Below are 26119 nucleotides of genomic sequence, written 5' to 3' on the forward strand. Positions count from 1 at the left end.
TACCAGCTTAAAGCTCTGCACCACCAATTCCAGCTGCACGCTCTGCTCTTCCATCGCATGGGCCGCAGCGGAGACCTGCTCCACCAGTGCAGCGTTCTGCTGCGTGCTGCCATCCAGTTGCGTGATCGCCACGTTAACCTGCTCGATCCCCATGCTCTGTTCGCGGCTGGCAGACATGATTTCGCTCATCAGCGTTGTCACACTGCTAACGCCTTGCATCAGCTCATCCATGGTCTGTCCGGCCTGCTCAACCAGCTGACTACCGGTATCGATGTTGGCCACCGACTCCTCAATCAGCTTCTTAATTTCGCGCGCGGAGTTAGCCGAACGCTGGGCCAGATTACGCACTTCCGACGCCACCACGGCAAAGCCACGCCCCTGCTCACCCGCGCGCGCCGCTTCAACTGCAGCATTCAGTGCGAGGATATTGGTCTGGAAGGCAATGCTGTCAATCACACTGATAATATCCACCACCTTGCGTGATGAGTGGTTGATCGCGCCCATGGTGCTGACCACCTGGCGCACCACGTCGGTACCCCGCGCGGCCACCTGCGAGGCACCGTCTGCCAGCTGATTAGCATGCGTGGCGTTATCGGCGTTCTGACGCACGGTCCCGGTCAACTCCTCCATCGAAGCTGCCGTTTGCACAATCGAGCTGGCCTGCGATTCGGTGCGTGCAGACAAATCCGCATTACCGCTGGCGATTTCACGCGAGGCGGCGGTGATGGCTAAAGCACTGTCGCCGACCTGACGCATCAATCCCTGCAGATACGCAATGAACTGGTTAAAACTCTCCGCCACCGCATTGAATTCCGGGCTATTGCTGGCAGGTAAGCGCTGGGTGAGATCGGCGCCGCCCGTTGAAAGCGCTTCAATGTTGCGATGCAACAGACTCAGGCGTTTCATCATCGCGCGCACGAAACCGAGCAGCACCAGCAGCAGAATAACTGCCAGTGGGATCTGCACCAGGCCAAGCCGCGTCAGCATGCTGTGTGTTTGCGCGTCCAGCAGGCTGGAAGGCACATCGCTGGCGAGATACCACGGACTGCCCGCAATCGCCTGCAGGAACAAGGTGTGTTCACCATCTTCACCTTTGAAAGTCGTTTGGGTTGGCTGTGTTCCCGCCTGCGCCAGTAAACCTTTCAACGCAGACGCCATTGGCAACTGGGTATCGGACAGGTTTTCCAGCTTCGGCGTGCCGTCCAGCAGCGCGGCGTTACCCACCACTTTGCCATCGGCTTCCACGATCAGCACACGTCCCTTAATCGCATCACCCATCTGTTTTGCCAGCTGGTTAAAGAAGCCGAGTGTGACGTCGATAGTCGCCACTCCCCACACCGTGCCATCACGATAAATCGCCATGGCGCAGTTGGTGCGTGGCTGCGGGCTGGCAGCATCCTGGTAGGCTTTCGCCCAGGCACACTGCCCTTTTGCTGCCGCCATACCGTCTTTGTACCAGGGTTGTTCCCAGTATTTATCCGCCGCATCAGAGTTCCAGTATGTGTTGACCTGCAACTGATTGCTGGCATTGCGCGCAAAGAATGAACTGTCCTTCTCTTTCGCGGGATCGCGACGATTGGGCAGTGGCCAGATACCGCCACCAAAAACGTTGCTGTCTTGGTATTGGTTCACCAACGCAGGCAGTAAGGTGTCGATGGCGGCGCTGTCCATCACGCCAGCCGCCTCCGTGATCGCGCGCTGTTGTGCCTGCACACGGTTCATCTGTTCAACGATGCGCCCGGCCAGACCATCAACTTCATAGCGGACCAAACGGCTTTCGTTTTGACTCAGTTGCGGAGCAATAAACTGATTGATCACCACCACGGTAACCAGCATCAGGACCACGAAAAATGCGACCAACGTCGCGGTAAAACGAGATTGTGTAGTTTTTAACATCGATGTGCCCTTACCCTGGTTGGCGAGTTGCCTGATCGAGGTTAACGGCGTGTTAAAGCGGAACTTGAGGTGAGGCAGATCACAAAAATGCAAATAGTTGATTTAGGTGATCATTAGGTTGGTGACTAACGCTGCGCTTAGTCGGTGGAATGAGGAATTTGTGTCGCTTCCAATTGTAGGCCGCCCGTGCCGACAGAGGGCGTGCCAAGGCACGCCCCTACAAAGTTCAAATAGACTTCATTGAGAAGATGGGGAATCCACCACTTCCTGACGCGGTCGGAACACGTGATTATTCCCGTCAGCCTGTAAACGCTGCAGCAACTGCTGGCCGCCGCGTTCATCAGACTGGGCAAACTGGCGTTCTGCTTCAGTGATCGGCGTGGCCCACAGCAAATTGGGGCGATCGCCATCACGCTTTGGCAAACGGAATTGTGCCGCTTCCGGTGCCAGGTCATTCGCCAGCAGGAAACTCTCAAAGCCTACTGGCGCCACTTCGGATGCCAGCGTATGCCCTTCGCCAATCCACGTCAGGCGCGCCCATGGTAGGTGGGCGAACTCTGCCAGCGCACTCGCCATCTGTACAGCATTGGCTTCCGTCATCACTTCGCCATCCACTGCCATCGCTAATTCCACGCGGCGATACTGCGGTGCCAGCTCATCAAACAGATAATCCACTTGCGGCATCGGACGGATCGCCATACCAAGGGTGAGAAAATACCAAACGCCATTGTGCCAGTGCTGAGAAATCGCCATCGGCGGCCAGTTGCCCTGGTCGATGGCGTAATACTTCACCGACTCGCCAAACTGCGCCTGATAGCACTGCATCACATCGCGCTGCACGCTGTCCCACAGCTGGCCATCATGCCAGTCTCGCCAGAAATGGCGCTGTTGCTCGGCGCGCGCATAGTAATCATTGGTGGAAGCAGAGCCGAGGGGTGCGGTAAGGCGATTCTCTTTGATGCAGCCCGCAGAGAAGCTGACCTGCTTGTCCTGATAGAGGCTCCAGCCGGGGATCACCGCCAGCAACTGGCCGTAATACCAGAGCGCGGCACCGTCATCGCTCGGCTCCCACAGGATTTGTAAACCAGCAGGATCGAGCATTGGCTCCGCTTCCAGCGTACGGCAATATTCCGCACTGAGCAGCGGTGCAATGCCCTGCTCCATCGCTTCACGATCTTCGCGCGCCGGGGCGGGCAACAGGTTGCGCAGCCAGCAACCGCGCACGGCATACTGGCTGCGAAACAGATCGTTCGGCCAGATATAGAAATAGGCGGTACGCGCATCCTGTTCGACGATGGCAGTAAGTGTATTTTGCTGATTAGGCACCTCAGCAATCAGAGGTTGGTGTGTCATAACGCCTCGACAAAGCCTTGAGGGATCCATTTTCCCTGAGAATAGAGCAGGATCGACACTCGCACCACGTGACACAAGGGTAAAACTCTCAAAGTGCTAACAGAAATCTTGAGAGATGCTAATGAATAGCAACAGATTACACTTTTAGACATCACATTAATTCGTGATTCTTTTGCCGTCTCGCATGCTATTGTCAGCGCATTAACCCTTGTGGAATGGCCGATATGGTGCTGCAAAATCTCGATTTGAATCTGCGTGACGTTGTCATATTCGCGATTTTGGTGTGGCTGTTTATTCGCTACACGTGGGTGATGTCGGCGTTAACCATTTTGCTGGGTGGCGTCGCACTGCTGGTGTTGTTACCGATTGATATCTATTACAGTTTGCTGCCGCTGGCACTGATAGGATTGGGACTGGGCATGTTGTTGCATCATTATCAGCAGCGCCAACTGACCTTAAAACGCGAAGCCCGCACACCGCGTACCTACACCAAAAAGCAGGATGAGCTTCACCTGTAACCCTCAGCGCCCCATGCGTTGCATCGCACGGGCGTAAGCACCGCGCTGAATTGACCAACGCAGCAGTCCGGCAATCACGGCAATCTCTTTATCTACCCGCCACTGAGTGAAGCGACCAATCGGATGCTGAATCTGCTGTTGCGCCCAGTCCGGTAATAGCCCCATACCCGCTTTTAACATCACTTCCATGGCCGGTTTCGCCTGCCACGAAGGTGCAGGAGCGTTGATCAGCAGTTGCATCACTTCTCGCGTGCGTTCATCACAGATCAGTTCTGGACGCATCGCCTGCAGATAATCCTCCACCGCCTTAACACTTTTTGGCACCTGTTGCGCCCCGAGCGCCTCCGCAATCAGCGCGGCTTCATGGTAGTAACGATCCTGATCGGCGTGGCTGAGATGCGGATTTTTGTAGCGCAGATGCGCCGCGAGGAAGCGGCTGGTTTCCGCCACGTGTACCCAAGTGAGCAGATGCGGATCGCTGGCGGCATAGGGTTGGCCCGCATTATCAATGCCGGTAACCCGCAGATGAATACGTTTGACGCGTTCAATCAGAATGTTGGCATCCACCGTATTGCCGAAGGTGGTCACGGCAATAAACTGGCTGGTGCGACGCAGGCGTCCCAGCATGTCCTGGCGGAAGTTAGAGTGATCCCACACCCCTGCCAGCGCGGCCGGATGCAGCATTTGCAGCATCAACGCGCTGATACCGCCACACAACATCGAGGGAAAGTCGCCGTGTACACGCCAGATAACATGATCCGGCCCAAACAAGCCAGGATCGCCAGGCGGTTGCGAGATATCAAATTCGTTAAGTGACAGACCGTTAAGGCGAAAGACTTGCTGTTCGATGCGTTTGCGCAGGTTCATGGTGATTGGTGGTTGTGCCCGTTGGCAGGAATGGCTGAGGTATATCATATACTGCGATGTGTAGCGGCGCGATTCATCGCGCGATAAATCGCGCCGCTACAGGAGGTGCAAACTGTTAATGATTATAAATAATCAAACTGGCCATCTTCAGTCCGCACGGAATCCAGGCCAATCATCACGTTGAATTTGCCCGGTTCGGCGACGAGCTGCATTTTCTGGTTCCAGAATTTCAATGCATCCACATCAATCTTAAAGCTCACGGTCTGCGATTCGCCCGCTTTCAGCATAATGCGCTTGAAGCCACGCAGCTCCTGCACCGGACGACTAATGCTGGCAACCGGATCGTTAAGATACATCTGCACCACCGTCGCGCCATCACGCTTGCCGGTGTTGGTCACCGTGACGCTGGCTTCTACCATGCCGTTACGCGGCATGGTTTTGGCGGACATCTTCACAGGCGACACCGTAAAGGTGGTGTAGCTCAAACCATAACCGAACGGATAAAGCGGACCGTTCACCGCATCGTAATAGTGCGACGTGTACTTGTTAGGCTTGGCGAAATTATACGGGCGACCGGTTGGCAAGTGGTTGTAGTAAATCGGCAACTGGCCCACTGAACGCGGGAAGGACATCGGCAACTTGCCCGATGGGTTATAGTCGCCAAACAGCACGTCAGCGATGGCATTGCCGCCTTCGGTGCCGCTAAACCAGGTCTCTACCATCGCATCCGCGATACGATCTTCATTCACCACCGTCAACGGACGGCCGTTCATCAGCACAATCACCAACGGCTTGCCGGTGGCTTTCAGCGCTGCCAGCAGCTTTTGCTGGCTTGGCGGGATGACCAAATCGCTGCGGCTGGAGGCTTCATGCGCCATACCCTGCGCTTCACCGACGGCGGCCACCACCACATCGGCTTTCTTCGCCTGAGCAACGGCTTCATCAATCAATTCCTGTGGCGAACGTTTGTCGACGCTGACCGCCTGCTCATACAGGTTGAGAAAGTCCTGAATGCCTTTGTTGTCGGTGATGTTGGCACCCTTGGCATACAGCAAGGTGCCTTTGCCTGCCATCGCATTCTTCATGCCTTGCAACAGAGGGATGGATTGCTTAGCCACGCCCGCCGCTGACCAGCTGCCCATAATGTCGCGCTGGCTATCCGCTAACGGGCCGACCAGCGCCACGGTTGCGCCTTTCTTCAGTGGCAGCGTTTCATGCCAGTTTTTCAGCAGCACGATACTTTTACGCGCCACGTCACGCGCTTCAGCACGATGCAGTCGGCTCTCGGCGTTGGTGTCCTGCGGGTCGCTGCCTTTCGGGCCTAAATGACTGTAAGGATCGTTAAACAGTCCCATGTCATATTTGACGTTCAGCACGTGACGCGCGGCATCATCAATCTCCGCCATACTCACGGCACCGCTTTTCACCAGGCCAGGCAGATATTTGCTGTAGTACTCGTCGCTCATGCTCATATCGATGCCAGATTTCAGCGCAATACGCACCGCGTCCTGTGGGTCGCTGGCCACACCGTGTTTCAGCAGTTCTTTGATGGCGCCGTGGTCACTAATGGTGATGCCCTTGAACTTCCATTCCCCGCGCAGCAGGTCTTTCAGCAACCAGCTATCCGCCGTTGCAGGTGTCCCGTTCAGTGAGTTGAGCGCCACCATTACCCCGCCGCTACCGGCATCCAGTGACGCTTTGTAGGGTGGCAGATAGTCCTGGAATAAGCGCTGTGGGCTCATGTCCACGGTGTTGTAATCACGACCCCCTTCTACCGCACCATAGGCCGCAAAGTGCTTGACGCTGGTCATGATCGAATAACGGTCGGCGGCGCTTTTACCCTGCATCGCTTTCACCATGGCGCTGCCCATCTGCGCGCTCAGGAAGGTGTCTTCGCCAAAACCTTCGGACACACGGCCCCAACGTGGCTCACGCGACACATCCACCATCGGTGCCCACGTCATGTTCAGGCCATCGTCGGCGGCCTCATAGGCTGAAATACGGCCGACTTCGCCAATCGCATCCAGATCCCAGCTGGCCGCCAGGCCGAGTGGAATAGGGAAAATAGTGCGTTGACCGTGCACCACATCGTAGGCGAAGAACAGGGGAATTTTCAGGCGGCTGAGTTGCATCACCTGGTCCTGCATCACACGGATATCGGGCCGCGTGACGGTATTAAAAATGGCACCGACCTGGCCGTGCTGAATCATGTCGCGCACCGCCTCTTTGGGCGTATCCGGTCCCACACTGATCAGGCGCATCTGCCCAATTTTTTCATCGAGGGTCATTTTGCTGAGCAGCTGATTCACAAAGGTGTCACGCGCTTGTTCAGTCATTGGATGGGGGCCAAACAGCTCATCTGCGAAGGCAGGTTGCATGGCAAGGGAAACAGCGAGGCTAACAGAGTAAATCCATTTCATCAGGTCGGGTTCTCTTAAGTAACTACGTAATATACCCAAAATAATTCGAGTTTCAGGAAGGCGGCAAGTGCATGAATCCTCAGGAGCTTACACAAGTAAGTGACTGAGGTGAATGCACGTAGCCAACGCACCTGCAATTTGAAGTTTGAAGGGGTATACCCAAAATAATTCGAGTTGCAGGAAGGCGGCAAGTGCATGAATCCTCAGGAGCTTACTGAAGTAAGTGACTGAGGTGAATGCACGTAGCCAACGCACCTGCAACTTGAAGTATGAAGGGTAGGCAGTGTGCCACAAGATGAGGATAGCAGGTAGCAACCGATGTCACACCGCGACCATGCGGTTGGCGCATGCTACAGTAGAAACGCAACGTTAACGACAAGGACAGGTTCATGAATAACAACACCTCACACCCTACACTGCTTGCTGAGCTGCGCCGCCTGGTCGGACCTTCACACCTGTTAACCGAAGCGGAGCAGACCGCGCGCTACCGTAAAGGCTTTCGTTCAGGCGAGGGCGATGCGCTGGCGGTGGTGTTTCCAGGTACACTGCTGGAACTGTGGCGTGTACTCCAGGCACTGGTGCAGGCCGATGCGGTGATCCTGATGCAGGCGGCCAACACCGGTTTGACGGAAGGTTCTACCCCCAACGGCAACGATTACGATCGTCCGGTGGTGATCATCAGCACGCTGCGTCTCGACAAATTGCAGCTGATTGATGGCGGCAACCAGATCCTCGCCTTCCCCGGCAGTACCCTGTATCAACTGGAAAAAGCGTTAAAACCGCTGGGGCGCGAGCCACACTCGGTGATCGGGTCATCCTGTATCGGCGCATCGGTGATGGGCGGAATTTGTAATAACTCTGGCGGTTCGCTGATCAAACGCGGTCCGGCTTACAGTGAAATGGCGCTCTACGCGCAGATTGACGCCGACGGCAAACTGAAGCTGGTGAACCATCTGGGGATGGATCTCGGCCACTCGCCGGAAGAGATACTCGGCCGTCTTGATGACGACCGCTGGCAGCAGAACGATGTGCGCTGGGATGAACGTCATGCTTCGGACCATGAGTATGCAGAGCGAGTGCGCGATATCCATGCGGATACGCCAGCCCGTTTTAACGCCGACGAACGTCGCCTGTTTGAAGCTTCTGGCTGCGCGGGCAAACTGGCGGTGTTCGCCGTGCGTCTCGACACCTTCCCCACCGAACCCAAGCAACAGGTGTTTTATATCGGCACCAACGATCCGGCGGTGCTGGGCGATCTGCGCCGTCATATTTTGGCAGAATTCAAAAATTTACCGGTCGCGGGCGAATATATGCACCGCGATATTTTTGATATCGCCGAGGTGTACGGCAAAGATACTTTCGTGATGATCGACAAACTCGGCACCGATAAAATGCCACTGTTCTTCACCTTAAAAGGCCGTGTCGACGCCTGGCTGGCTAAACTGAGCTTCGTCAAACCGCATCTCACCGATCGCCTGCTGCAACGTATTAGCGGCTGGCTGCCTGCGCACCTGCCCAAACGCATGAAACAGTATCGTGATAAGTTTGAGCATCATCTGATGCTGAAAATGTCCGGTGAAGGCGTGGCGGAAGCGCAAGAGTATCTGCACGAATACTTCCGCGAAGGCGGTGGCGAGTTTTTTGCCTGCGATGCCAAAGAGGGTGCACATGCCTTCCTGCATCGTTTTGCCGCAGCCGGTGCAGCCGTGCGTTATCACGCCGTACATGCCAATGAAGTGGAAGATATTCTGGCACTGGATATCGCACTACGCCGCAATGACAACGACTGGTTTGAGCGATTGCCGCCAGAGTTTGATCATGACCTCAGTCATCGCCTCTATTACGGTCACTTCTTCTGTCACGTGTTCCATCAGGATTACATCGTGAAGAAAGGCGTTGATGCCCACGCATTAAAAGAGAAGATGCTGGCGATCCTCAGCGAACGCGGAGCGGAGTATCCAGCGGAGCACAATGTGGGACATCTGTATCTGGCGAAACCGCAGCTGCAGGCGTTTTACCGGCAACTGGACCCGACCAATACCTTTAATCCGGGGATTGGCAAAACCAGTAAGCAGAAAGGATGGGCGGTGAAGGTCTGAAAAATCCAGGTGCGCATCAATGCGCACCTTACAAAATATTCTGCCAGCCCAAGGGCCGCACCCTACACCCATCGTCGTAGGGGCGGCCTTGAGGCCGTCCATGCTGTTAAGGCAGTTGCTCCCCTTCATCCGGCACAGTTGCAGGCAACGCACGGCGCTCAATAATCATCGTTTGCGGCGTAGACAGCACAATGCCCTCTTTGCGCAGACGCGTCAGTATATCGAACAGCAAATCACTTTTCGCCCCTGAGATCTGACGCTGACTGGCCACGTTACCGGTGACGCTCAGCACAATGCCTGCAGGCGTAAGGTCTTTAAAGGATACCGAAGGCTCGGGCGTTTCCAGAATACGTTCATTCTCCTGATACACTTCCAGCAAAATTTCGCGCACGCGCACCGGATCAATATCGAGTGGGAAAGTCAGTAAAATGGTCACGACACCCTGCGCATTGCCCATAGTGGCGTTACGCACGTTTTGCGAGATTAGCTGCGAGTTTGGCACAATCACGGTGGATTTATCGCTGAGCTGAATCTCGGTGGCACGCACATTAATGCGGCGAATATCCCCTTCAATACCGCTAATGCTGACGAGGTCGCCCACTTTAACCGGGCGTTCAGTCAGCAGAATCAGACCGGAGATAAAGTTCTTCACGATCTCCTGCAAGCCGAAACCGATACCGACTGACAAGGCACTGACGATCCACGCCAGTTTGTTCCACTGCAGGCCCATGATCGACAGCGTCAGCAAGATGATCAGCACATACCCGATATTGCTGAACAGCGTCACCAGCGACACGCGCATGCCCACATCCATGGTGGTTTTTGGCAGGAAATCTTTATCCAGCCAACGGCGTACTGAGCGCAGCACGTAGATGCCCACCACCAGGCAGAGGATCGCATTGACCATGTGCGCCGGCACAATGTTCAGCGACTCCAGCCCTTTGCCTCCCCAGAATTCAATCACCTTCTGGATAAGCTCAATCGGGGTGGAAGAAGCAAAGGTGCCATTGAGCAACGCCAGCGCGACAAAGCCAATCAGCACCGTTTTGCCGACTGCCGCCAGCAGCGTAGCGGCCTGCTGCAAGTGGCGCTCGTCGATATTCAACGAGCCCTGCAGACGTTTGCCCGTGGCATTATTGGTGGAAAACAGACTCTCGCAGCCATCATTCACCAAGTGGCTGAGGAAGTAGAATGAGCCGAACAAAATGCCACACCAAATCACTTCATAACTCAGGAAGCGAGCCAGCGTTACGTAACCGATGATCAGTGAAATCAGAATCGCCAGTGCCGTAATGGTCAGCGCCAGCTGCACTAAACCCACAATGGTCGGGCGAGCCTCGGGGGCATTGCCCTCTTGCACCATGCGACGACGCACGCGGTTGGTACGCATGCTGATCGCCAGTCCCGTACTACCGATCAATAGTGCAGTCAGTCCGTTGGCGAAAATAGTGGTATTCAGGCTGGTGCCAACGCTGTAGTTGAAAGATTCAGCGGTCTGGAAGACAAACACCAGCGCAGCGGTAATCGGTGGGAACGGCTTTAACGCCTGCGCCACTTCATTGGAGATGCTCGGCAAACGCCAGCTTGGACGGCGGGTTGACAGGAACGCACGGCCTAAACCGGCAATCAGTCCGCAATAGACGCTGAGCTGGACCAGACGCTCAACAAAATCCTGCACATCGGTAGAGACTTCATCGCGGCGGGTAAATGCCAGCGCAATAAAGTTGAACGTCAGCACCACGGCCGCCAGGGTGGTGAGCGCAATGGCTGCCGCCAGGAAACTGCGACGCAAGCGCCCTTCCGGCATTTTATGGATGCTTACCCACGCCAGAAATTCTTCGCTGTAGCGACGGCCCAGTGTCATCACCAGCATCGCCGCAATCAACCAGCCAATGGTGCCAAAACGCCAGCCTGGCTCCCAGGAGAGCGCTGCGGTGTCTTGCAGTTCCGCGATAAAATCACTGATCTTCTCGCCGTCGAGATCCTGACGGCTCACCAGCGGTGACCAGAATTTCGGCCCCAGAATACTGCCGGAATTTAAGGCTAACTGGCTTTTCAACTGATCGCGACGCAGGTTAACGATCTGCGATGAGAGCACCAGCGCACCGTTCTTAATCCCTTCGGCCTGTTTGATCTGATCGTCCAGTTTGCTTTTTTGGCTTTCCAGCGAGGAGCGTTTGCGCGTCACTTCAGGCGTCTCTTTCACGCCGCTGTCCGCTTTCGGGGCGGGCCCCAGTACCGCCAACTGTGCATCCAGCTGCTGACGTTGCGGGATCAACGCCTGACCGAGGGTGTCTGCATTACCCGAAAGCTCCAGCGCCATCTCATTGAGCTGGTTGAGCTGGTTTTCGTTAGTATCACCGGACACCTGGCCTTTAATTTTATCGAGGATTTTCTGCATTTTCGGCAGTTCAACGGAAGGATTCACCTTCGGCGCGACGTCCTCTTGCTGCGCCGCTGCGGCCGCATTGTCATCCGCATAGCCGATCGCCGGGCTCAACAGCACCAGCAGCAGTAAAATTGGGGTAAAGAGCGAACGAAGCTTAAACATATGAGTGAGATTCCAGCGCAATAACAGCCGATAAATACCAGTTAATAATGAATGGCGGCCAGTGTAGAGCGTAGCCGAAACGGAAACTATAGGAATGAAGCGGTAAAACATTGGTGCTGACGATAAGGGATTTTCATTTTTAAAAAGGTCGCCATCAATGGCGACCCTACATAACAACGTGCATAGCCTGAAGGGTCGCCATTGATGGCGACCAAACCAGACGCTTTACTCCACGTCAGCAGCGCTGGCCGTTTGCGACGATTTCTGTTTCTTGTACGCCAAGGCAGCAGCCGGCACCGGTGCCGCTTTGCCGGTTTCCAGCCAGTCACGCAGACGGTTGGCATCAGCAAAGTGGGTGTACTTACCAAAGGCATCCAGTACCACCAGCGCGACCGGACGGTTATTAATCACCGTGCGCATCACCAGACAGTGACCCGCTTCATCGGTGTAACCGGTTTTGGTCAACGCAATACGCCAGTCATTTTTGTACACCAGATGGTTGGTGTTGCGGAACGGCAGGGCATAGTTCGGATGCTTAAATACGGCGGTGTCTTCTTTAGTGGTGCTCAATTCACCAATCAACGGATATTGACGTGTGGCTTTGGCCAGCTTGATCAGATCTTCCGCGTTCGAGACGTTGTGAATCGACAAACCGGTCGGTTCAACATAATGCGTGTGCGTCATACCCAGCGCGCGCGCTTTGGCATTCATGGCGCGGATAAAGGCATCATAACCACCGGGATAATGATGCGCCAGGCTAGCGGCAGCACGGTTTTCCGAGGACATCAGCGCCAGCAGCAGCATATTGCGACGGCTAATTTCACTGTTCAGTTTGACGCGTGAAAACACACCGCGCATCTCGGGCGTATGGCTGATATCGACGGAGAGCATTTCATCCATCGGCAGCTTGGCATCCAACACCACCATCGCGGTCATCAGCTTGGTGAGCGACGCAATCGGACGTACACGATCAGGGTGGCTGGAGAACAGCACCTTGTTGGTTTCAAGATCGACAATCATCGCACTGCCGGAGGCGATTTGCGGTTGCGCAATCGGCGCCAGATTAGATAGCGCAGCAGGCGCGGCCAGTGCAGGTGTTACAGCTGCGGGCGCGGCGACAAACAGCGCCAGCGACAGCAAGGAAATACGCATTTTTACAGACATCGTGTCAGGAAAATCCGGTAAGGAGTTTTGCGCTGTGCTTGAAACACAGGCCGCACGCATCAAACCAGACGGGATGCGGGCTGGCAGCAGCATCATACCCATTTCCCTGCGAAATTTCTTAGGTAGATTGTTTCCGGGCGTTAAAAAAAGGTCGTCATAAATGACGACCTTATATTCCATGATTTATCTGCAGGGTTGCCATTTATGGCAACCGCCCATCAGAACAATCGCGGTCCATAACCCCACAGCACCACCGTCAACGCCAGCAGCACTTCAAACACCAGCACACCGATGGCCAGCGTTGAACCGGAGAAACGCAGACTCTCCTCCCGGTCGATATTGAGGAATACCGGAATGCCGACATACAGCAGATAGCCGGTGTAAAGCAGAGCAACCGCTCCTGCCAATACGCACAGCCACACCAGTGGATAGAGCGCCACCAGACCGCTGATAAACAGCGGTGTTGCGACATAGCCTGCAAACACGGTACAGCGCGGTATGCTTGGGCGCTGCGGATAGTTGCGTGCCATCCAGTGAATGACGCGGCCCATCACCGCCACGCCACCTAAAATAATCAGATAAAACAGAATGCCCAGACCGATGCCGGTCAGTAGATTGAGTTGAACAAACTGCCCTTCGCCCAGATTCCAGCCCAGTTGTGTGGTACCGATAAAGGCGCAAATCACCGGGATCGCGGCCATCATCAAAACATGGTGGGTGTAGTGGTGCGAAACGCTCTCGTTTTCTTGCTTGATATCGCGCATTTCCTGGTTAGGATGCGCCAGAAGACCCCAGACATGATTCATAAAATCACTCCTCTGATGCGATGGGCTGCCCCTCCAGCTATCAGACTGTCCAACTCAGGCAGCTTCCCTTCAAGTATAATCGGCGCTGCTGTTTTTGCGGACAGCGGCACAAAAAAAGCCACTGGCGTATAAACTGTTACCTGATTCATTCACGACAGGGAGGAGAATTTGCATCTCGATATCAATGGATTAATTACGCAATATGGCTATCTGGCGCTGCTGATTGGCTGTATCGCAGAAGGGGAAACCTTTACTCTGCTGGGCGGCGTGGCGGCGCATGAAGGCTTGCTGCACTTCACTGGGGTGGTATTGGCCGCCATGGCCGGCGGGATTATTGGCGATCAACTGCTGTTCTGGTTGGGTCGCCGTTATGGCACGCGCATCCTGCGCCGTTTTCGTAAACATCAGGACACCATTCGCAAGGCCAATCACCTGATTCAAAAGCGCCCTAGCCTGTTTGTCATCGGCGTGCGCTTTATGTACGGTTTTCGCATTATCGGCCCGATCATCATCGGCACCAGCCGTCTGAAACCATTGCGCTTTTTTGTGCTCAACGTCATCGGTGCGGCCATTTGGTCGCTGATCTTCGTGACTCTCGGCTACTTTGCGGGGGAAATCATCACGCCGTGGCTGCACAAGCTTGACCAGCACTTCAAACACTTGCTGTGGTTGGTGGCGGCGATTGTGTTCGGCATCGTGCTGCGTTATGTCATTCGCCGATGGAATCACCGCCGGGCGGGCTAATGGTGATAGCCCTTAAACTGCGGATTGGCCAGCATAAAACCGCCGTCAACGATAAAGGATTGACCGGTGGTGTAGGTGGCCCACTCGGAACAGAGCCACGCCACTAAACTCGCCACTTCACGCGTATCGCCGGGACGTCCAATCGGGATTTCCGGCATGCGCGTGCTGCGAGCCTGATCGTCAGTCAGGTTGTTCATCGCCGTTGCAATCGCGCCTGGCGCCACGGCATTCACCAGAATGTGGTGCGGCAACAAGCTGAGCGCCATCGATTTGGTCAATCCGCCCAACGCATGTTTCGCTGCGGTGTAGGCTGTCGCATCGGGCAGCGGGGTGTGTTCATGCACCGAGGTGATGTTGATGATGCGCCCGCCATCCCCTTGATCAACCATATGACGCGCTGCAATTTGCCCACAGATAAAAGAGCCATCGACATCAACGTTGAAGGTTTTACGCCAATCTTCAAAGGTGACGTCGAGGAAATCCGCTTTCAGCATCACGCCCGCGTTGTTGACCAGCACATCAATACGACCCAATGAATTGATCAACTGCGTCAGTTGCTTGCCACCTTCTTGTGGGTCGGAGAGATCAAGCTGCCTTACCTGCGCCACCTGCCCTTTGCTCTCCACCAGCCGTGCCGTTTCCTGCGCGCCCTCTTCATCTGAGCGCCAGGTAATGCCGAGGGTGTAACCCGCTTCAGCCAGCATCACAGCGCAGCTGCGGCCTATTCCTGAATCCGCACCGGTGACCACCGCCACTTTCTGTTTGCCTAATGCCATAACTTTCTCCTGCGTGAAGGGTGTCTTCACAGTATAGAAGTTATCCTTCCGTGCCCCGCCCCAGCTGAAAAAAGCTTTTCGTCTATAGTTAACAATCAGATACCGCCAAGGGAGGCCACATGAGCACCATTAAACGCAAAATTGATGACCACGGTGTCATCGGCGACTTACGCACCTGTGCACTCATCGCCAATGACGGCACCATCGATTATCTCTGTTGGCCCGAACTCGATAGCCCTTCAGTGTTTGCCGCCCTGCTCGACGGCGATGAAGCGGGATTGTTCTCGCTGGCACCCGACTGGAAAAATGCCCGCCAGCAGCAGCTTTACCTGCCGGACACCAACATCCTGCAAACCCGGTGGCTGGGCGACGCAGGTGTGGCGGAAATCACCGATTACATGCCCATCTGCGATCAACCCAATAAAGTGCCGCGTCTGGTACGTCGGGTAAAAATGGTGCGCGGATCGGCCAACTTTCATCTGCTGTGCGCACCGCGCCATGATTATGCCCGTGCCGACACCCACACCGAATTACGCCCCGGCGGCATCGCGTTTCTTGCGGAAGGTCAGCCCACCTTGCGTCTCAGTGCCACGGTAGTGATGACGCGGGAAAACCACAGCGCAGTGGCAACCTTTACCCTGAAAGCGGGAGAGTCTGCCGAGTTCGTGTTTGGCAGTGATGAAGATCCGTTCGTTGCGGAAATCGCCACCGAACAATGCTTCAGTGAGACCCTGAACTACTGGCGTCACTGGAGTAGCCACAGCACCTATCGCGGTCGCTGGCAGGAAAGGGTGACACGCTCTGCTCTCGCGTTAAAACTCCTGACCTCCAAACAGCACGGTTCTATCGCCGCTGCCGCCACTTTTGGTTTGCCGGAGGAGCTGGGCGGCGAGCGCAACTGGGATTATCGCGCCTCGTGGATCCGCGATGCCTCCTTCAGCATGTACGCGCTGATGCGGTTGGGTTATGTGGAAGAGGCGCGTGACTTTACCCATTGGGTAGGACGCTGTGTGGAGCACAGCCATGACGACACCCCGCATCTGCAAGTGATGTACCGTCTGGACAGCGGGACGGAACTGCATGAAACCGAACTGCTGAATCTCTCTGGATACGCCAATTCGCGTCCGGTGCGCATCGGTAATGATGCGTGGCGACAAACTCAACTCGATATTTACGGCGAACTGATGGACGCGGTATATCTGGCGAACAAATACGGTGAGGCGATTTCACAGCGCGGCTGGCGCCATGTTTCCAACATGATCGATTATGTCTGCGCGAACTGGAACCAGCCCGATGCCGGTATTTGGGAGATGCGCGGCGAGCCGGAACACTTCCTGCATTCACGTTTGATGTGTTGGGTCGCACTGGATCGCGCACTGCGCCTGGGGCTGAAGCGCTCACTGCCGATGCCGTATGAGCGCTGGGATCGGGTGCGCAGCGAGATCCGCGACGATATCTGGCAAAACTTCTGGAATCCCGAACTCGGACACTTCACCGCCACCCGTGGGGGAAAATTCCTCGATGCATCAATGCTGTTGATGCCGCTGGTGCGGTTTGTCAGCTCCACCGATCCCGACTGGATCGCCACGCTGGATGCGATTAAAACCCATTTGGTGAGCGACGGTTTAGTGCGGCGCTATAACATTAGTGAGACGCCTGCCGATGCTTTAACCGGAGGTGAAGGCTCTTTTGCTGCCTGTTCGTTCTGGTATGTCGAGTGTCTGGCGCGTGCCGGGCGGGTACATGAGGCGCATTTTGAGTTCGAAAAGCTGCTGAGTTATGCCAATCCGTTGGGGCTTTATGCGGAGGAATTCACCACGCACGGGGAAGCACTGGGTAATATGCCGCAGGCATTGTCACATCTGGCATTGATCAGTGCCGCTTTTTTCCTCAACCGTAAATTGAGCAATGAAGTGACGCTGTGGCAGCCTTAAGAAATTCACATTTTGGGCGACACAGCAAAGAGAATAGTCTGGTAAATACCACTATTTGGGTAAAGTATCTTCAGCCAACGAAAATCATGATTCCCATCTTTGCGCCTATGCACATATAATGCGCACCGGGTCATTAAGACCGAGATGGATTCGACACACTGACAAGCCTGAAACACGGCCATAACGACTTGAAAAACATGAAAAAGAGCATTCGCGCGTTCGCTTCACTCGCCCTGGTACTGGCGGCGTTCAGCCAGTCGGCATTTGCAGTAGTCTATCCGCTGCCAGCGGCTAACAGCCGTTTGATCGGCGAAAACCTTGAAATCACCGTGCCTGATGACAGCCGTCTTCCGCTGGAAGCCTTTGCTGCACAGTATCAGATGGGCCTCAGCAATATGCTGGAAGCCAATCCGGGCGTGGATGTTTATCTGCCTAAAGCTGGCACCAAAATGGTGATCCCACAGCAACTGATCCTGCCTGACGCGCCGCGTGAAGGTATCGTGATCAACAGCGCGGAAATGCGTCTTTACTACTACCCGAAAGGCACCAAGACCGTTGTTGTGCTGCCAATCGGTATCGGCGAACTGGGTAAAGACACCCCAGTCAACTGGACGACCAGTGTTCAGCGTAAGAAAGCGGGACCAACCTGGACGCCGACCAAAGCGATGCATGCAGAATACGCTGCACGTGGTGAAAGCATTCCAGCCGTGTTCCCGGCGGGTCCAGATAACCCAATGGGTCTGTATGCGCTGTACATCGGCCGTCTTTATGCCGTGCACGGCACTAACGCCAACTTCGGTATCGGCCTGCGCGTGAGCCACGGCTGTGTGCGTCTGCGTGCTGATGATATCAAATGGCTGTTCGACAATGTGCCAGTGGGCACGCGCGTGCAGTTTATCGATCAGCCGGTGAAAGCCACCGTTGAGCCAGACGGTTCTCGTTATGTTGAGGTGCACAACCCACTCTCAACTACCGAAGAGCAGTTTAACTCTCGTGAAGTGGTGCCAATTACGCTGACCGCTGCTGTGACCAAAGTGATTGCCGATGCAAGCACCAACCAGGATGCCGTGAACAACGCTATCCAGGCGCGTAACGGTATGCCAACTAAGATCAACGGTCCACAGGGCGAAGTGATGCCTGCTCCAGTGCCGGTTCAGGAGTCTTCTGACGCACAGCCGAAAGAAGAGCCAATGACCCCGCAAGGCGCCAGCGCCGTTGCACCGCAAACTGATGCAGCCCCTGCTGCTCAACCTGCGACCGGCAACAGCCTGTAATCTCGCCTAAGCGTTACAGTAAAAAGCCAGCCCGGTGAGGCTGGCTTTTTTGTGGGCGGTCGCCATCAATGGCGCCCCTACAACAGTGCACAGTTTTTGTAGGGTGCGCATTTTTGCGCACTGGCCCTGAAGCCGACCGTAAACTACATTCTTCGCTTTAACGCCAGCCATCCTGCCACCAGCGTGAACACCAGCACCACAATCACTAACAGCAGAAAACCGTGCGGGTTATTCGCCAGCGGAATGCCGCCGACGTTCATGCCAAAAAAACCCGCCACGATATTAATCGGCAGCGCCAGCACCGTAATCACCGTCAGCAAGAACAGTGTGCGGTTGCTTTGTTCCATCAGGCTGGCAGCAATCTCTTCCTGCAACAAACGTATGCGCTCCATCAGCCCCGCCAAATCACTGAGCGCGACGCTGAACTCTTCAGTGAAAATGCGCAGTTCTGACAGCGGTTCGCGCTTGAGCCATTTAGGTGGACGATTCAGTAAACGGAACAGCGCCGCGGGTTCGGGGGCCAGCAAACGTTGCACACGCAGCAACATACGCCGCAGGTGCCCCAGTTCACTGCGGTTGGTTTTAATCGCCGCACTGAGCAGTCGTTCTTCAATCGCATCCACCGCCTGGCTGGAACGGCGCACCACCTGCTCCAACTGTGCTTCCTGCTCGCCCAGCAGCCACAACAGCATCGCATCGGGTTCGCTAAATTCCAGCCGGTCAATTTGCTGGTGCATGCGTTCAATCATCCCCACCGGCCGATAGCGTGCAGTGACGATGACGTGTGCACAGCACCAAATCCACAGCGTGGCGTTCTGCGTGCTGCGCTCTTCTTTACTGAAAGTCACATCATTAAGTACCGCCAGCAGCGCATCGTTTTGATGGGCTAAACGGGTGCGCGGCGAGGCGGAATGTATCTCGTCGAAAAAATCATTATCAACACTAAAGTGGTCCTGAACCCAGCGCTCAGCGCGCGCGTGGTTAAGGTTGATGTGAAGCCACAGAAAGTAAGATTCGGGCAGTTCTTGTTGTGCAAGCTGCGAGGCCTCACGCGCGTTAAGCCTTTGTGGCGGCGCTTCCGGTGTGAATAAGTAACCATGAATAAGGCCAGCGACTTCATTATTGAAATCCGGCAGTGAGGCAAGCGGCAAGACAGGCTGGAACATGGCAGCGTGAGGATCCCGGAGCGGTCAGATCCACAGACTGCGACAGCCGTGTTACAGCAAGATGACACACTGTGATCGCCATCATCATTCTGTCATACAAACCACGTATCACACTGCCAGTAACGGATGCCGTTCGAGCATCGTCAATCCACACCGGGGTGTGTTATGGCTGAAAACAGTTTACCTGCATCGACATCATCGTCTCCTAGCGGACGTCCGAATCTTAACCAAGGCAGCGGTCGTGTCTCACGTATCATTTTCCTGATACTCCTGTGTGCCGGCCTGCTCTTTACCGCGATCAATCTGTTCAATGACGTAGAAGAGACAGGTGCGCCGGTCACCAGCTACACGCCGTTCCTGCTGCTGGGGGTCGCACTATTGATTGCCCTCGGCTTTGAGTTTGTGAACGGCTTCCATGACACCGCCAATGCCGTCGCAACGGTGATATACACCCACTCTCTGTCACCGGGTGTGGCCGTGGTGTGGTCTGGTTTCTGTAACTTCCTGGGCGTATTGCTCTCCAGCGGCGTGGTGGCGTTTGGCATCATTTCGCTGCTGCCCGTCGAGCTGATCCTGCAAGCGGGTAGCGGCAACGGCTTTGCCATGGTGTATGCCCTGCTGTTCTCCGCAATCATCTGGAACCTCGGCACCTGGTATTTCGGCTTGCCTGCGTCTTCCTCACATACGCTGATTGGATCGATCATCGGTGTGGGCGTAGCCAATGCCCTGCTGCACGGCCGCAGTGGTACCAGCGGCGTAGACTGGGATCAGGCCATCAAAGTGGGCTACGCCCTGCTGCTGTCACCGGTGGTCGGCTTTATCTGCGCCGCCCTGCTGCTGTTGGCGATGAAAGCCTTTATCCGCAATCGCCAGCTGTATGAAGCGCCAAAAGACAACCAGCCACCACCGCCGTGGATCCGTGGCCTGCTGATCCTGACCTGCACCGGCGTCTCCTTTGCCCACGGCTCGAATGATGGGCAGAAAGGGATGGGGCTGATTATGCTGATTCTGGTCGGCACCATGCCGATTGCCTATGCCCTGAACCGCTCACTGCCGCCAGACCAAATCCCACGCGTTGCCGCGTTAACCCAGGTCACCGAACAGCAGTTACTGGCGCTGCAGCCGCCTCCCGCCGCGATGCCTGCTCCACGCGAAGTCCTGACGGAATTCGTGCGCACCAGCCAGAACCGCCCACAGGTTCTGCCTGCGCTGGGCATGATGCTGGGTGATATCGGCGAGCAAATTCGTCAGTACGGTTCGGTAGAGAACATTCCGGCCCAGGCGGTGACCAACACCCGTAACGATATGTACCTCGCCTCGGAAACCATCAAACATCTGCAATCCGCCAAAGTGCCGGTGCCAGAAGAGATCGCCAGTAACCTCACTGCCGTGAAGAAAGAACTGGATGCGGCCACACGCTTTATCCCGATGTGGGTAAAAGTGGTGGTGGCGATCGCCCTCGGCCTCGGCACCATGGTGGGTTGGCGTCGCATTGTGGTCACCGTGGGTGAACGTATCGGCAAAACCCATCTGACTTACGCCCAGGGTGCCAGTGCTGAATTAGTGGCCATGGCCACCATCGGTGCGGCTGACGTCTTCGGCTTGCCGGTCTCCACCACACACGTGCTCTCATCGGGCGTAGCCGGTTCTATGGCGGCCAACAAATCTGGCCTGCAGCTCTCCACCATCCGTAACCTCGCGCTGGCGTGGGTATTGACGCTGCCGGTCTCAGTCTTACTTTCAGGGCTGCTTTACGCTCTGTTTATTCATCTGTAACGGGGAAAATCATGGCGACACACGACAATAACTTCCGCAGTGAGACGTTTAATGCGCGTTTGCTGCAAGAATTTTATGACAGCTACGACGAAGAGCTGGAGATGGAGCTGGATGATCTGCGCTTCAAGGATAACGGCGACCCCCAGCAAGAAGGTGATAAAGCCTTCCGTCGCCACTACTTCCGCGAGCTGTTGCATCTGCAAGGCGAACTGGTGAAGTTGCAGGATTGGGTGATGCGTACCGGGCATCGTGTGGTCATTCTGTTTGAAGGCCGTGATGCCGCAGGTAAAGGCGGCGTGATCAAGCGTATAACACAACGTTTGAACCCACGTACCTGTCGTGTGGCTGCCCTGCCCGCGCCTAACGATCGTGAGAAAACTCAGTGGTATTTTCAGCGTTATATCGCACATCTGCCGGCCGCCGGTGAGATCGTGATGTTTGACCGTAGCTGGTATAACCGCGCAGGCGTTGAACGCGTGATGGGCTTCTGTAACGAAGCTGAAGTAGAAGAGTTCTACCGCAGCGTACCAGAATTCGAAAAAATGCTGACACGCAGCGGCATTCAGATCATCAAGTACTGGTTCTCGATCACTGACGAAGAGCAGGAACTGCGCTTCCTCAGTCGTATTCACGATCCGTTGAAACAGTGGAAACTCAGCCCGATGGATCTCGAAAGCCGTCGTCGTTGGGAAGACTACACCGAAGCGAAAGAAGAGATGCTGGAACGGACTCACATCCCTGAAGCGCCATGGTGGGTGGTGCAAGGCGTCGATAAAAAACGTGCGCGACTGAACTGCATTAGCCATCTGTTGCAGCAAGTGCCGTACGAAGAGAGTGAATCGAAAACGATTATGTTACCGATGCGCGAACGTCATGAAGATTATCGCCGCGCACCGGTCCCGGAAAACATGGTGGTGCCAGAAAAGTACTAATTCACCGTGGGCACGGTCGCCTGGCGGCCGTGCTGCTGTTGCAAGCGCAAGGTAATCAGGAATGCGCCTAATACCATCAGTGCCGCGGCCAGATAAACCGACTGCATGCCCCAATGACCAATCAGTAAACCCGCCACCGGTCCGGTTAGTCCTAGCCCTAAATCAAGAAAGGCCGAATAGGTGCCCAACGCCGATCCCTGATCCTGCTGCTGCACGCGTTTCACCGCTTCGACCCCCAACGCCGGGAACACCAATGAGAATCCGCCGCCGGTCAGGAAGGCGCCAATATCAACCAGCCAGCTGCTGTCTGCCTGCCAAATCAGCAGCAAACCTGCACACTCCAGTACAAAGGACACCAGCGATACCTTAATGCCACCAAACCGCGTGATGTAACGGCCGCCCGCAAGGCGCACCAGCACAAACCCGAGGCTAAATAGCGTCAGAGCAAAGGCCGCGCCACTCCAGTCGCGGCTGGCGAAATAGAGCGTAATGAAGGTGGAAATCACGCCAAAACCGATGGTGCCAAACCCTAGCGCCAGACCAAACAGCCAGACGCGGCTCACCACCCGGTGGAACGGAATGCGCACGCCGGCAGTGACCTTAACAGGCGCTTTGCGACTCGCCATCCAGAAACCCACCACACCCATTACCGCGACCAGGCCAGCAAAGCCGCTGATGCCAAACCACTGATTGAGCAACACACCCAATGGCGCACCGATTGCCATGGCAAAATAGGTGGCAACACCATTCCACGAAATGACGCGTGCGGTTTGTAATGGCCCAACAATATTCATGCCCCAGAGCGTTGATCCCGTGCTGCTAAAGCTTTCGCCCACGCCCAAGAACAGTCTGCCTGCGGCCAGCAGCGCCAGGCTCAGCATCGGCACATCACTAAACAACGCTGCGATGATGGAGAGCACGCCGCTCATACCGCAGCACACTAATCCCATCATCACCACGCGTTTGGGGCCATAACGATCGGCCAGGCGCCCGGAATGAGGTCGGCTAAGCAGGGTCGCGAAGTATTGCAGGCTGATGATCAAGCCAGCAATAAACGAGCTGAAGCCCAGTTGGTTGTGCACAAATCCGGGGAGTACCGCCAATGGCAACCCCACCGAGAGATAGCAGAAAAAGGTGAAGATGATGACGGAAATGATGCGTTTATTTAACTGAGCATGGCTCAGTACAGCGGCGTCTGACATAAGTGATGGCATTACAGATGAATGTAGGCCACTACTATAGCGCGAACAGCGCTCATCTTGAACCTGACTTTAGCTGGAACTATGTAATAGCGTAATTCCGTATGCAAACAACAATCTCAGGCACTAAATAATATCAAATGCCAGATACTTATTATTAATTAACTTTAATAAGCGAATTTAATTTAGTTTTTTTAAACCATAGACATGACAAATCTGAAAAATCCCCCTATTGGCAGGCTCATTGAGCATTTATCAGAAAAAATTTATAGCAAAACCAGACAGTAAGCAGATTGGATTTCAATCATTAACGCGAGTGATATTTGAACATCCGCATTAGCCATAGATTCTGTCGCCATCAAGCCTTAGGTTACAGATTATAAAATCAAATCCAGGTGGTTACTTTCAGTGAGTAACATACCTCTTCAGCGCGCGTAACTTCTCATTGTTCGACATATTTTTATTTCACTCTGTACCCTACCTGCCGGGAGAGATTATGAAGATAATCATCAGTGGAAGCGGATATCCTGAAAAAAGAAATATCATCACTAACCCTCACCACCAGTATATTGATTGCCGGAAAAAGAACATTTATTTTTATTTGAACGCTGTCAGATCCAGGCTGCTACATAAAAATAAGCAATTCATCTTTTATCCGCTGCCTGGCTTACTGCCGCACAACGCAGATGTCATTCATCTCTTTAACGAAGTTGCCCATACCAAGAGAAACTGGATCGCCACCTTTGAGACTGAAATCCCTCGCGTGTTGCCCGTGCCCGGCGTGGAAAAAACCGCTAATCCCGACTTGCACTCGCAACTGGCATTAATCGCCAGAGATGAATGTTTGTACCTGATTGCCATCTCACAAGCGACCTTTAACATCCAACTGAAGTTGCTGGAGGCTTTCCCTGCCATCAAGGCGGCAGCGGCCCATAAACTGCGTATTCTCCATCCTCCTCAGCCGTTGCTGTGTGTAAAACCGCGTTTAATTTCACCGGGAAAAATTCACTTCACGTTCGTTGGCAGTGAGTTCTATCGCAAGGGTGGGGCCGAAGTGGTGTTGGCGATTTCGCAACTGACTGAAGAGGATGTTTTCACTCGCAGCCAGATTCAGGTGACCCTGATTGGCGATCTCTCGCAGCGACATAATATTGCCCATCGCCAATTTCAGGATGATGAGGCGTTCTATACTCGTATTGAACACCTAATCAAAACATCGCCGCATATTCAGCACTTTAGCGCATTACCCAATCATCAGGTGTTGGCGCTATTGCAACGTACACACGTGGGGTTACTCCCCACCTGGCAGGATACTTATGGCTTCTCGGTGCTGGAAATGCAGGCCAGCGGCTGCCCGGTGATCACCACCAATGTTCGTGCCTTACCCGAGATCAATCCAGCAGGTGCAGGCTGGCTTATTCAACAGCCATTAAATGATGAGCATGAGTATGTGATTGACTCAGAAGAGCGCAAAAAGGATATTCGCCACCAGATCGTGCAGCAGTTGAAAGGTCATATCGTGGATATTCTGCGTAATCCGGGGCTCATTACCCAGTACTCCGCGCAATCACTGCAAAGAATTGCGGAACACCATGACCCGGTGAAATTCAGTGAGCAGATGGTCCGCTTTTACGCATCCAGTAAGCAGACACACTATACAGCAGCGTTTAAATAATGAAGGGGCGCTATGCGTGTGCGGTCAGTTGCTGCGCATGGCGTTCAATCGCTGTGGCGATCTCAGCGGAAACACGTAAGGTACGGATTTCACTGAACAGCCCATCGGCCTCGTCGTAGGCTTTACGCAGGTAGCCCAGCCATTGTTTGATGCGGGCCACGTGGTACATGCCGGTATCGCCCTGCTTCTCTAGCTGGGTGTATTTCAGCAGCAGTTCAACCACCTCGGACCATGGCATAGGCGCTTCATTGTACTTCACCACACGGCCGAGGTTGGGGATGTTGAGCGCACCGCGCCCTAACATCACCGCATCACAACCGGTGATGCGCAGACAATCCTGCGCATCCTGCCAGCTCCAGATCTCGCCGTTGGCGATCACCGGAATCGAGAGGCGCTGGCGAATCTCACCAATCGCCTGCCAGTTGATGCTTTCAGCGCGGTAGCCTTCTTCTTTGGTACGGCCATGCACCACCAGTTCACTGGCCCCAGCTTGCTGTACCGCATCGGCAATCTCGAAGCGGCGCTCACCGGAATCCCAGCCCAGGCGTACTTTAACCGTTACCGGTAGATGGGCAGGCACCGCTTCACGCATCGCTTTGGCACCGCGATAGATCAGCTCAGGATCTTTCAGCAGCGTCGCCCCACCGCCGCTGCCGTTAACCAGCTTTGACGGGCAACCACAGTTGAGATCCACGCCCCAGGAACCGAGTTCCACCGCACGCGCAGCGTTTTCTGCCAGCCACTCGGGATACTGCCCAAGTAGCTGCATACGCACACGCGTGCCGGAAGGGGTGCGGCTGCTGTTGTGCAGCTCAGGACACAAACGCCAAAAGGATTTTACCGGCAACAGTTGATCGACCACACGCAAAAACTCGGTGACGCACAGATCATAATCATTCACCCCGGAGAGCAACTCACGCACCAGCGAATCCAGCACGCCCTCCATCGGCGCCAGTAATACCCTCATGG

The 26119-nt window shown here is 54.9% G+C and carries 18 protein-coding genes and 1 pseudogene; 8 read left to right on the forward strand and 11 right to left on the reverse strand.

The window, feature by feature from the left end:
- Positions 1–3: 3 nt before the first annotated feature.
- Together PSSD_RS05075 and PSSD_RS05080 are read right to left on the reverse strand one after the other, a co-directional pair.
- Positions 4–1896, reverse strand: a pseudogene (locus PSSD_RS05075) (methyl-accepting chemotaxis protein); the annotation flags it as partial.
- A gap of 237 nt (positions 1897–2133) precedes the next feature.
- Positions 2134–3249 carry a suppressor of fused domain protein gene (locus PSSD_RS05080; protein ID WP_058969803.1) on the reverse strand — a complete coding sequence of 372 codons (1116 nt, stop codon included), beginning with the start codon at positions 3247–3249 and terminating at the stop codon, positions 2134–2136.
- Between the two features lie 224 nt (positions 3250–3473).
- On the opposite strand from PSSD_RS05080, the gene PSSD_RS05085 reads away from it, so the two are divergent.
- Positions 3474–3767 (forward strand): hypothetical protein, encoded by a 294-nt coding sequence (locus tag PSSD_RS05085; protein ID WP_039331049.1) that lies wholly within the window; start codon positions 3474–3476, stop codon positions 3765–3767.
- Positions 3768–3770: 3 nt separating this feature from the next.
- Here PSSD_RS05085 and PSSD_RS05090 read toward each other — a convergent pair whose 3' ends face one another.
- Together PSSD_RS05090 and bglX are read right to left on the reverse strand one after the other, a co-directional pair.
- A complete protein-coding gene (locus PSSD_RS05090; protein ID WP_058969805.1) occupies positions 3771–4634 on the reverse strand; it encodes an oxygenase MpaB family protein in 864 nt (287 codons plus the stop codon).
- Positions 4635–4756: 122 nt separating this feature from the next.
- On the reverse strand, positions 4757–7054 hold the full coding sequence (gene bglX / locus PSSD_RS05095) for a beta-glucosidase BglX (protein WP_058969807.1): 2298 nt from the start codon (positions 7052–7054) through the stop codon (positions 4757–4759).
- A gap of 389 nt (positions 7055–7443) precedes the next feature.
- Here bglX and dld point away from each other — a divergent pair, with 389 nt between their 5' ends.
- Complete coding sequence (gene dld / locus PSSD_RS05100; RefSeq protein ID WP_058969810.1) at positions 7444–9153, forward strand: D-lactate dehydrogenase; 1710 nt, start codon at positions 7444–7446, stop codon at positions 9151–9153.
- A gap of 106 nt (positions 9154–9259) precedes the next feature.
- On the opposite strand, the gene PSSD_RS05105 is transcribed toward dld, so the two are convergent.
- The 3 genes from PSSD_RS05105 to PSSD_RS05115 all read right to left on the reverse strand — a co-directional run bounded on the left by PSSD_RS05105 (position 9260) and on the right by PSSD_RS05115 (position 13674).
- Positions 9260–11704: a DUF3772 domain-containing protein gene (locus PSSD_RS05105; protein WP_058969812.1), complete on the reverse strand. Its 2445-nt coding sequence runs from the start codon at positions 11702–11704 to the stop codon at positions 9260–9262.
- Between the two features lie 225 nt (positions 11705–11929).
- Positions 11930–12868 carry a D-alanyl-D-alanine endopeptidase gene (gene pbpG / locus PSSD_RS05110; RefSeq protein ID WP_058969863.1) on the reverse strand — a complete coding sequence of 313 codons (939 nt, stop codon included), beginning with the start codon at positions 12866–12868 and terminating at the stop codon, positions 11930–11932.
- A gap of 218 nt (positions 12869–13086) precedes the next feature.
- Positions 13087–13674: a Yip1 family protein gene (locus PSSD_RS05115; RefSeq protein WP_039335593.1), complete on the reverse strand. Its 588-nt coding sequence runs from the start codon at positions 13672–13674 to the stop codon at positions 13087–13089.
- A gap of 168 nt (positions 13675–13842) precedes the next feature.
- On the opposite strand from PSSD_RS05115, the gene PSSD_RS05120 reads away from it, so the two are divergent.
- Entirely contained in the window at positions 13843–14418 is a 576-nt protein-coding gene (locus tag PSSD_RS05120; RefSeq protein WP_039335591.1) for a DedA family protein, read from the forward strand.
- On the opposite strand, the gene PSSD_RS05125 is transcribed toward PSSD_RS05120, so the two are convergent.
- Positions 14415–15194 carry an SDR family oxidoreductase gene (locus PSSD_RS05125; protein WP_058969813.1) on the reverse strand — a complete coding sequence of 260 codons (780 nt, stop codon included), beginning with the start codon at positions 15192–15194 and terminating at the stop codon, positions 14415–14417. The genes PSSD_RS05120 and PSSD_RS05125 overlap by 4 nt on opposite strands.
- A gap of 119 nt (positions 15195–15313) precedes the next feature.
- On the opposite strand from PSSD_RS05125, the gene PSSD_RS05130 reads away from it, so the two are divergent.
- Both PSSD_RS05130 and PSSD_RS05135 read left to right on the forward strand, forming a co-directional pair.
- On the forward strand, positions 15314–17128 hold the full coding sequence (locus PSSD_RS05130; protein ID WP_058969816.1) for a glycoside hydrolase family 15 protein: 1815 nt from the start codon (positions 15314–15316) through the stop codon (positions 17126–17128).
- A gap of 197 nt (positions 17129–17325) precedes the next feature.
- Entirely contained in the window at positions 17326–18402 is a 1077-nt protein-coding gene (locus PSSD_RS05135) for a L,D-transpeptidase family protein (RefSeq protein WP_039336569.1), read from the forward strand.
- Between the two features lie 143 nt (positions 18403–18545).
- Here PSSD_RS05135 and PSSD_RS05140 read toward each other — a convergent pair whose 3' ends face one another.
- Complete coding sequence (locus tag PSSD_RS05140) at positions 18546–19568, reverse strand: transporter (RefSeq protein ID WP_058969818.1); 1023 nt, start codon at positions 19566–19568, stop codon at positions 18546–18548.
- A 165-nt stretch (positions 19569–19733) separates the two neighbouring features.
- Between PSSD_RS05140 and PSSD_RS05145 the strand changes: the two genes are divergently transcribed.
- A complete protein-coding gene (locus tag PSSD_RS05145) occupies positions 19734–21344 on the forward strand; it encodes an inorganic phosphate transporter (protein ID WP_039336574.1) in 1611 nt (536 codons plus the stop codon).
- An 11-nt stretch (positions 21345–21355) separates the two neighbouring features.
- Positions 21356–22276 carry a polyphosphate kinase 2 gene (gene ppk2 / locus PSSD_RS05150; RefSeq protein ID WP_058969820.1) on the forward strand — a complete coding sequence of 307 codons (921 nt, stop codon included), beginning with the start codon at positions 21356–21358 and terminating at the stop codon, positions 22274–22276.
- Here ppk2 and PSSD_RS05155 read toward each other — a convergent pair.
- Positions 22273–23478, reverse strand: coding sequence for an MFS transporter (locus PSSD_RS05155; protein ID WP_072214948.1), 1206 nt, complete (start codon positions 23476–23478; stop codon positions 22273–22275). The two genes, ppk2 and PSSD_RS05155, sit on opposite strands and share 4 nt — an antisense overlap.
- A 493-nt stretch (positions 23479–23971) precedes the next feature.
- Here PSSD_RS05155 and PSSD_RS05160 point away from each other — a divergent pair, with 493 nt between their 5' ends.
- Complete coding sequence (locus PSSD_RS05160; RefSeq protein ID WP_058969822.1) at positions 23972–25150, forward strand: glycosyltransferase family 4 protein; 1179 nt, start codon at positions 23972–23974, stop codon at positions 25148–25150.
- A gap of 10 nt (positions 25151–25160) precedes the next feature.
- Here PSSD_RS05160 and dusC read toward each other — a convergent pair whose 3' ends face one another.
- On the reverse strand, positions 25161–26117 hold the full coding sequence (dusC, locus tag PSSD_RS05165; RefSeq protein WP_058969823.1) for a tRNA dihydrouridine(16) synthase DusC: 957 nt from the start codon (positions 26115–26117) through the stop codon (positions 25161–25163).
- Positions 26118–26119 lie beyond the last annotated feature (2 nt).

Source organism: Type-D symbiont of Plautia stali (assembly GCF_001485335.1).
GTDB classification, from domain to species: Bacteria; Pseudomonadota; Gammaproteobacteria; order Enterobacterales; family Enterobacteriaceae; genus Pantoea; species Pantoea vagans_C.

Bases quoted from the DNA above. Each gene is read 5' to 3' on its own strand.
- PSSD_RS05140 (WP_058969818.1), bottom strand. From the start codon at position 19,568: ATGTTCCAGCCTGTCTTGCCGCTTGCCTCACTGCCGGATTTCAATAAT.
- PSSD_RS05160 (WP_058969822.1), top strand. From the start codon at position 23,972: ATGAAGATAATCATCAGTGGAAGCGGATATCCTGAAAAAAGAAATATC.
- PSSD_RS05090 (WP_058969805.1), bottom strand. From the start codon at position 4,634: ATGAACCTGCGCAAACGCATCGAACAGCAAGTCTTTCGCCTTAACGGT.
- pbpG (WP_058969863.1), bottom strand. From the start codon at position 12,868: ATGTCTGTAAAAATGCGTATTTCCTTGCTGTCGCTGGCGCTGTTTGTC.
- PSSD_RS05125 (WP_058969813.1), bottom strand. From the start codon at position 15,194: ATGGCATTAGGCAAACAGAAAGTGGCGGTGGTCACCGGTGCGGATTCA.
- bglX (WP_058969807.1), bottom strand. From the start codon at position 7,054: ATGAAATGGATTTACTCTGTTAGCCTCGCTGTTTCCCTTGCCATGCAA.
- PSSD_RS05155 (WP_072214948.1), bottom strand. From the start codon at position 23,478: ATGTCAGACGCCGCTGTACTGAGCCATGCTCAGTTAAATAAACGCATC.
- PSSD_RS05080 (WP_058969803.1), bottom strand. From the start codon at position 3,249: ATGACACACCAACCTCTGATTGCTGAGGTGCCTAATCAGCAAAATACA.
- dusC (WP_058969823.1), bottom strand. From the start codon at position 26,117: ATGAGGGTATTACTGGCGCCGATGGAGGGCGTGCTGGATTCGCTGGTG.
- PSSD_RS05135 (WP_039336569.1), top strand. From the start codon at position 17,326: ATGAAAAAGAGCATTCGCGCGTTCGCTTCACTCGCCCTGGTACTGGCG.
- dld (WP_058969810.1), top strand. From the start codon at position 7,444: ATGAATAACAACACCTCACACCCTACACTGCTTGCTGAGCTGCGCCGC.
- ppk2 (WP_058969820.1), top strand. From the start codon at position 21,356: ATGGCGACACACGACAATAACTTCCGCAGTGAGACGTTTAATGCGCGT.
- PSSD_RS05130 (WP_058969816.1), top strand. From the start codon at position 15,314: ATGAGCACCATTAAACGCAAAATTGATGACCACGGTGTCATCGGCGAC.
- PSSD_RS05145 (WP_039336574.1), top strand. From the start codon at position 19,734: ATGGCTGAAAACAGTTTACCTGCATCGACATCATCGTCTCCTAGCGGA.
- PSSD_RS05115 (WP_039335593.1), bottom strand. From the start codon at position 13,674: ATGAATCATGTCTGGGGTCTTCTGGCGCATCCTAACCAGGAAATGCGC.
- PSSD_RS05085 (WP_039331049.1), top strand. From the start codon at position 3,474: ATGGTGCTGCAAAATCTCGATTTGAATCTGCGTGACGTTGTCATATTC.
- PSSD_RS05105 (WP_058969812.1), bottom strand. From the start codon at position 11,704: ATGTTTAAGCTTCGTTCGCTCTTTACCCCAATTTTACTGCTGCTGGTG.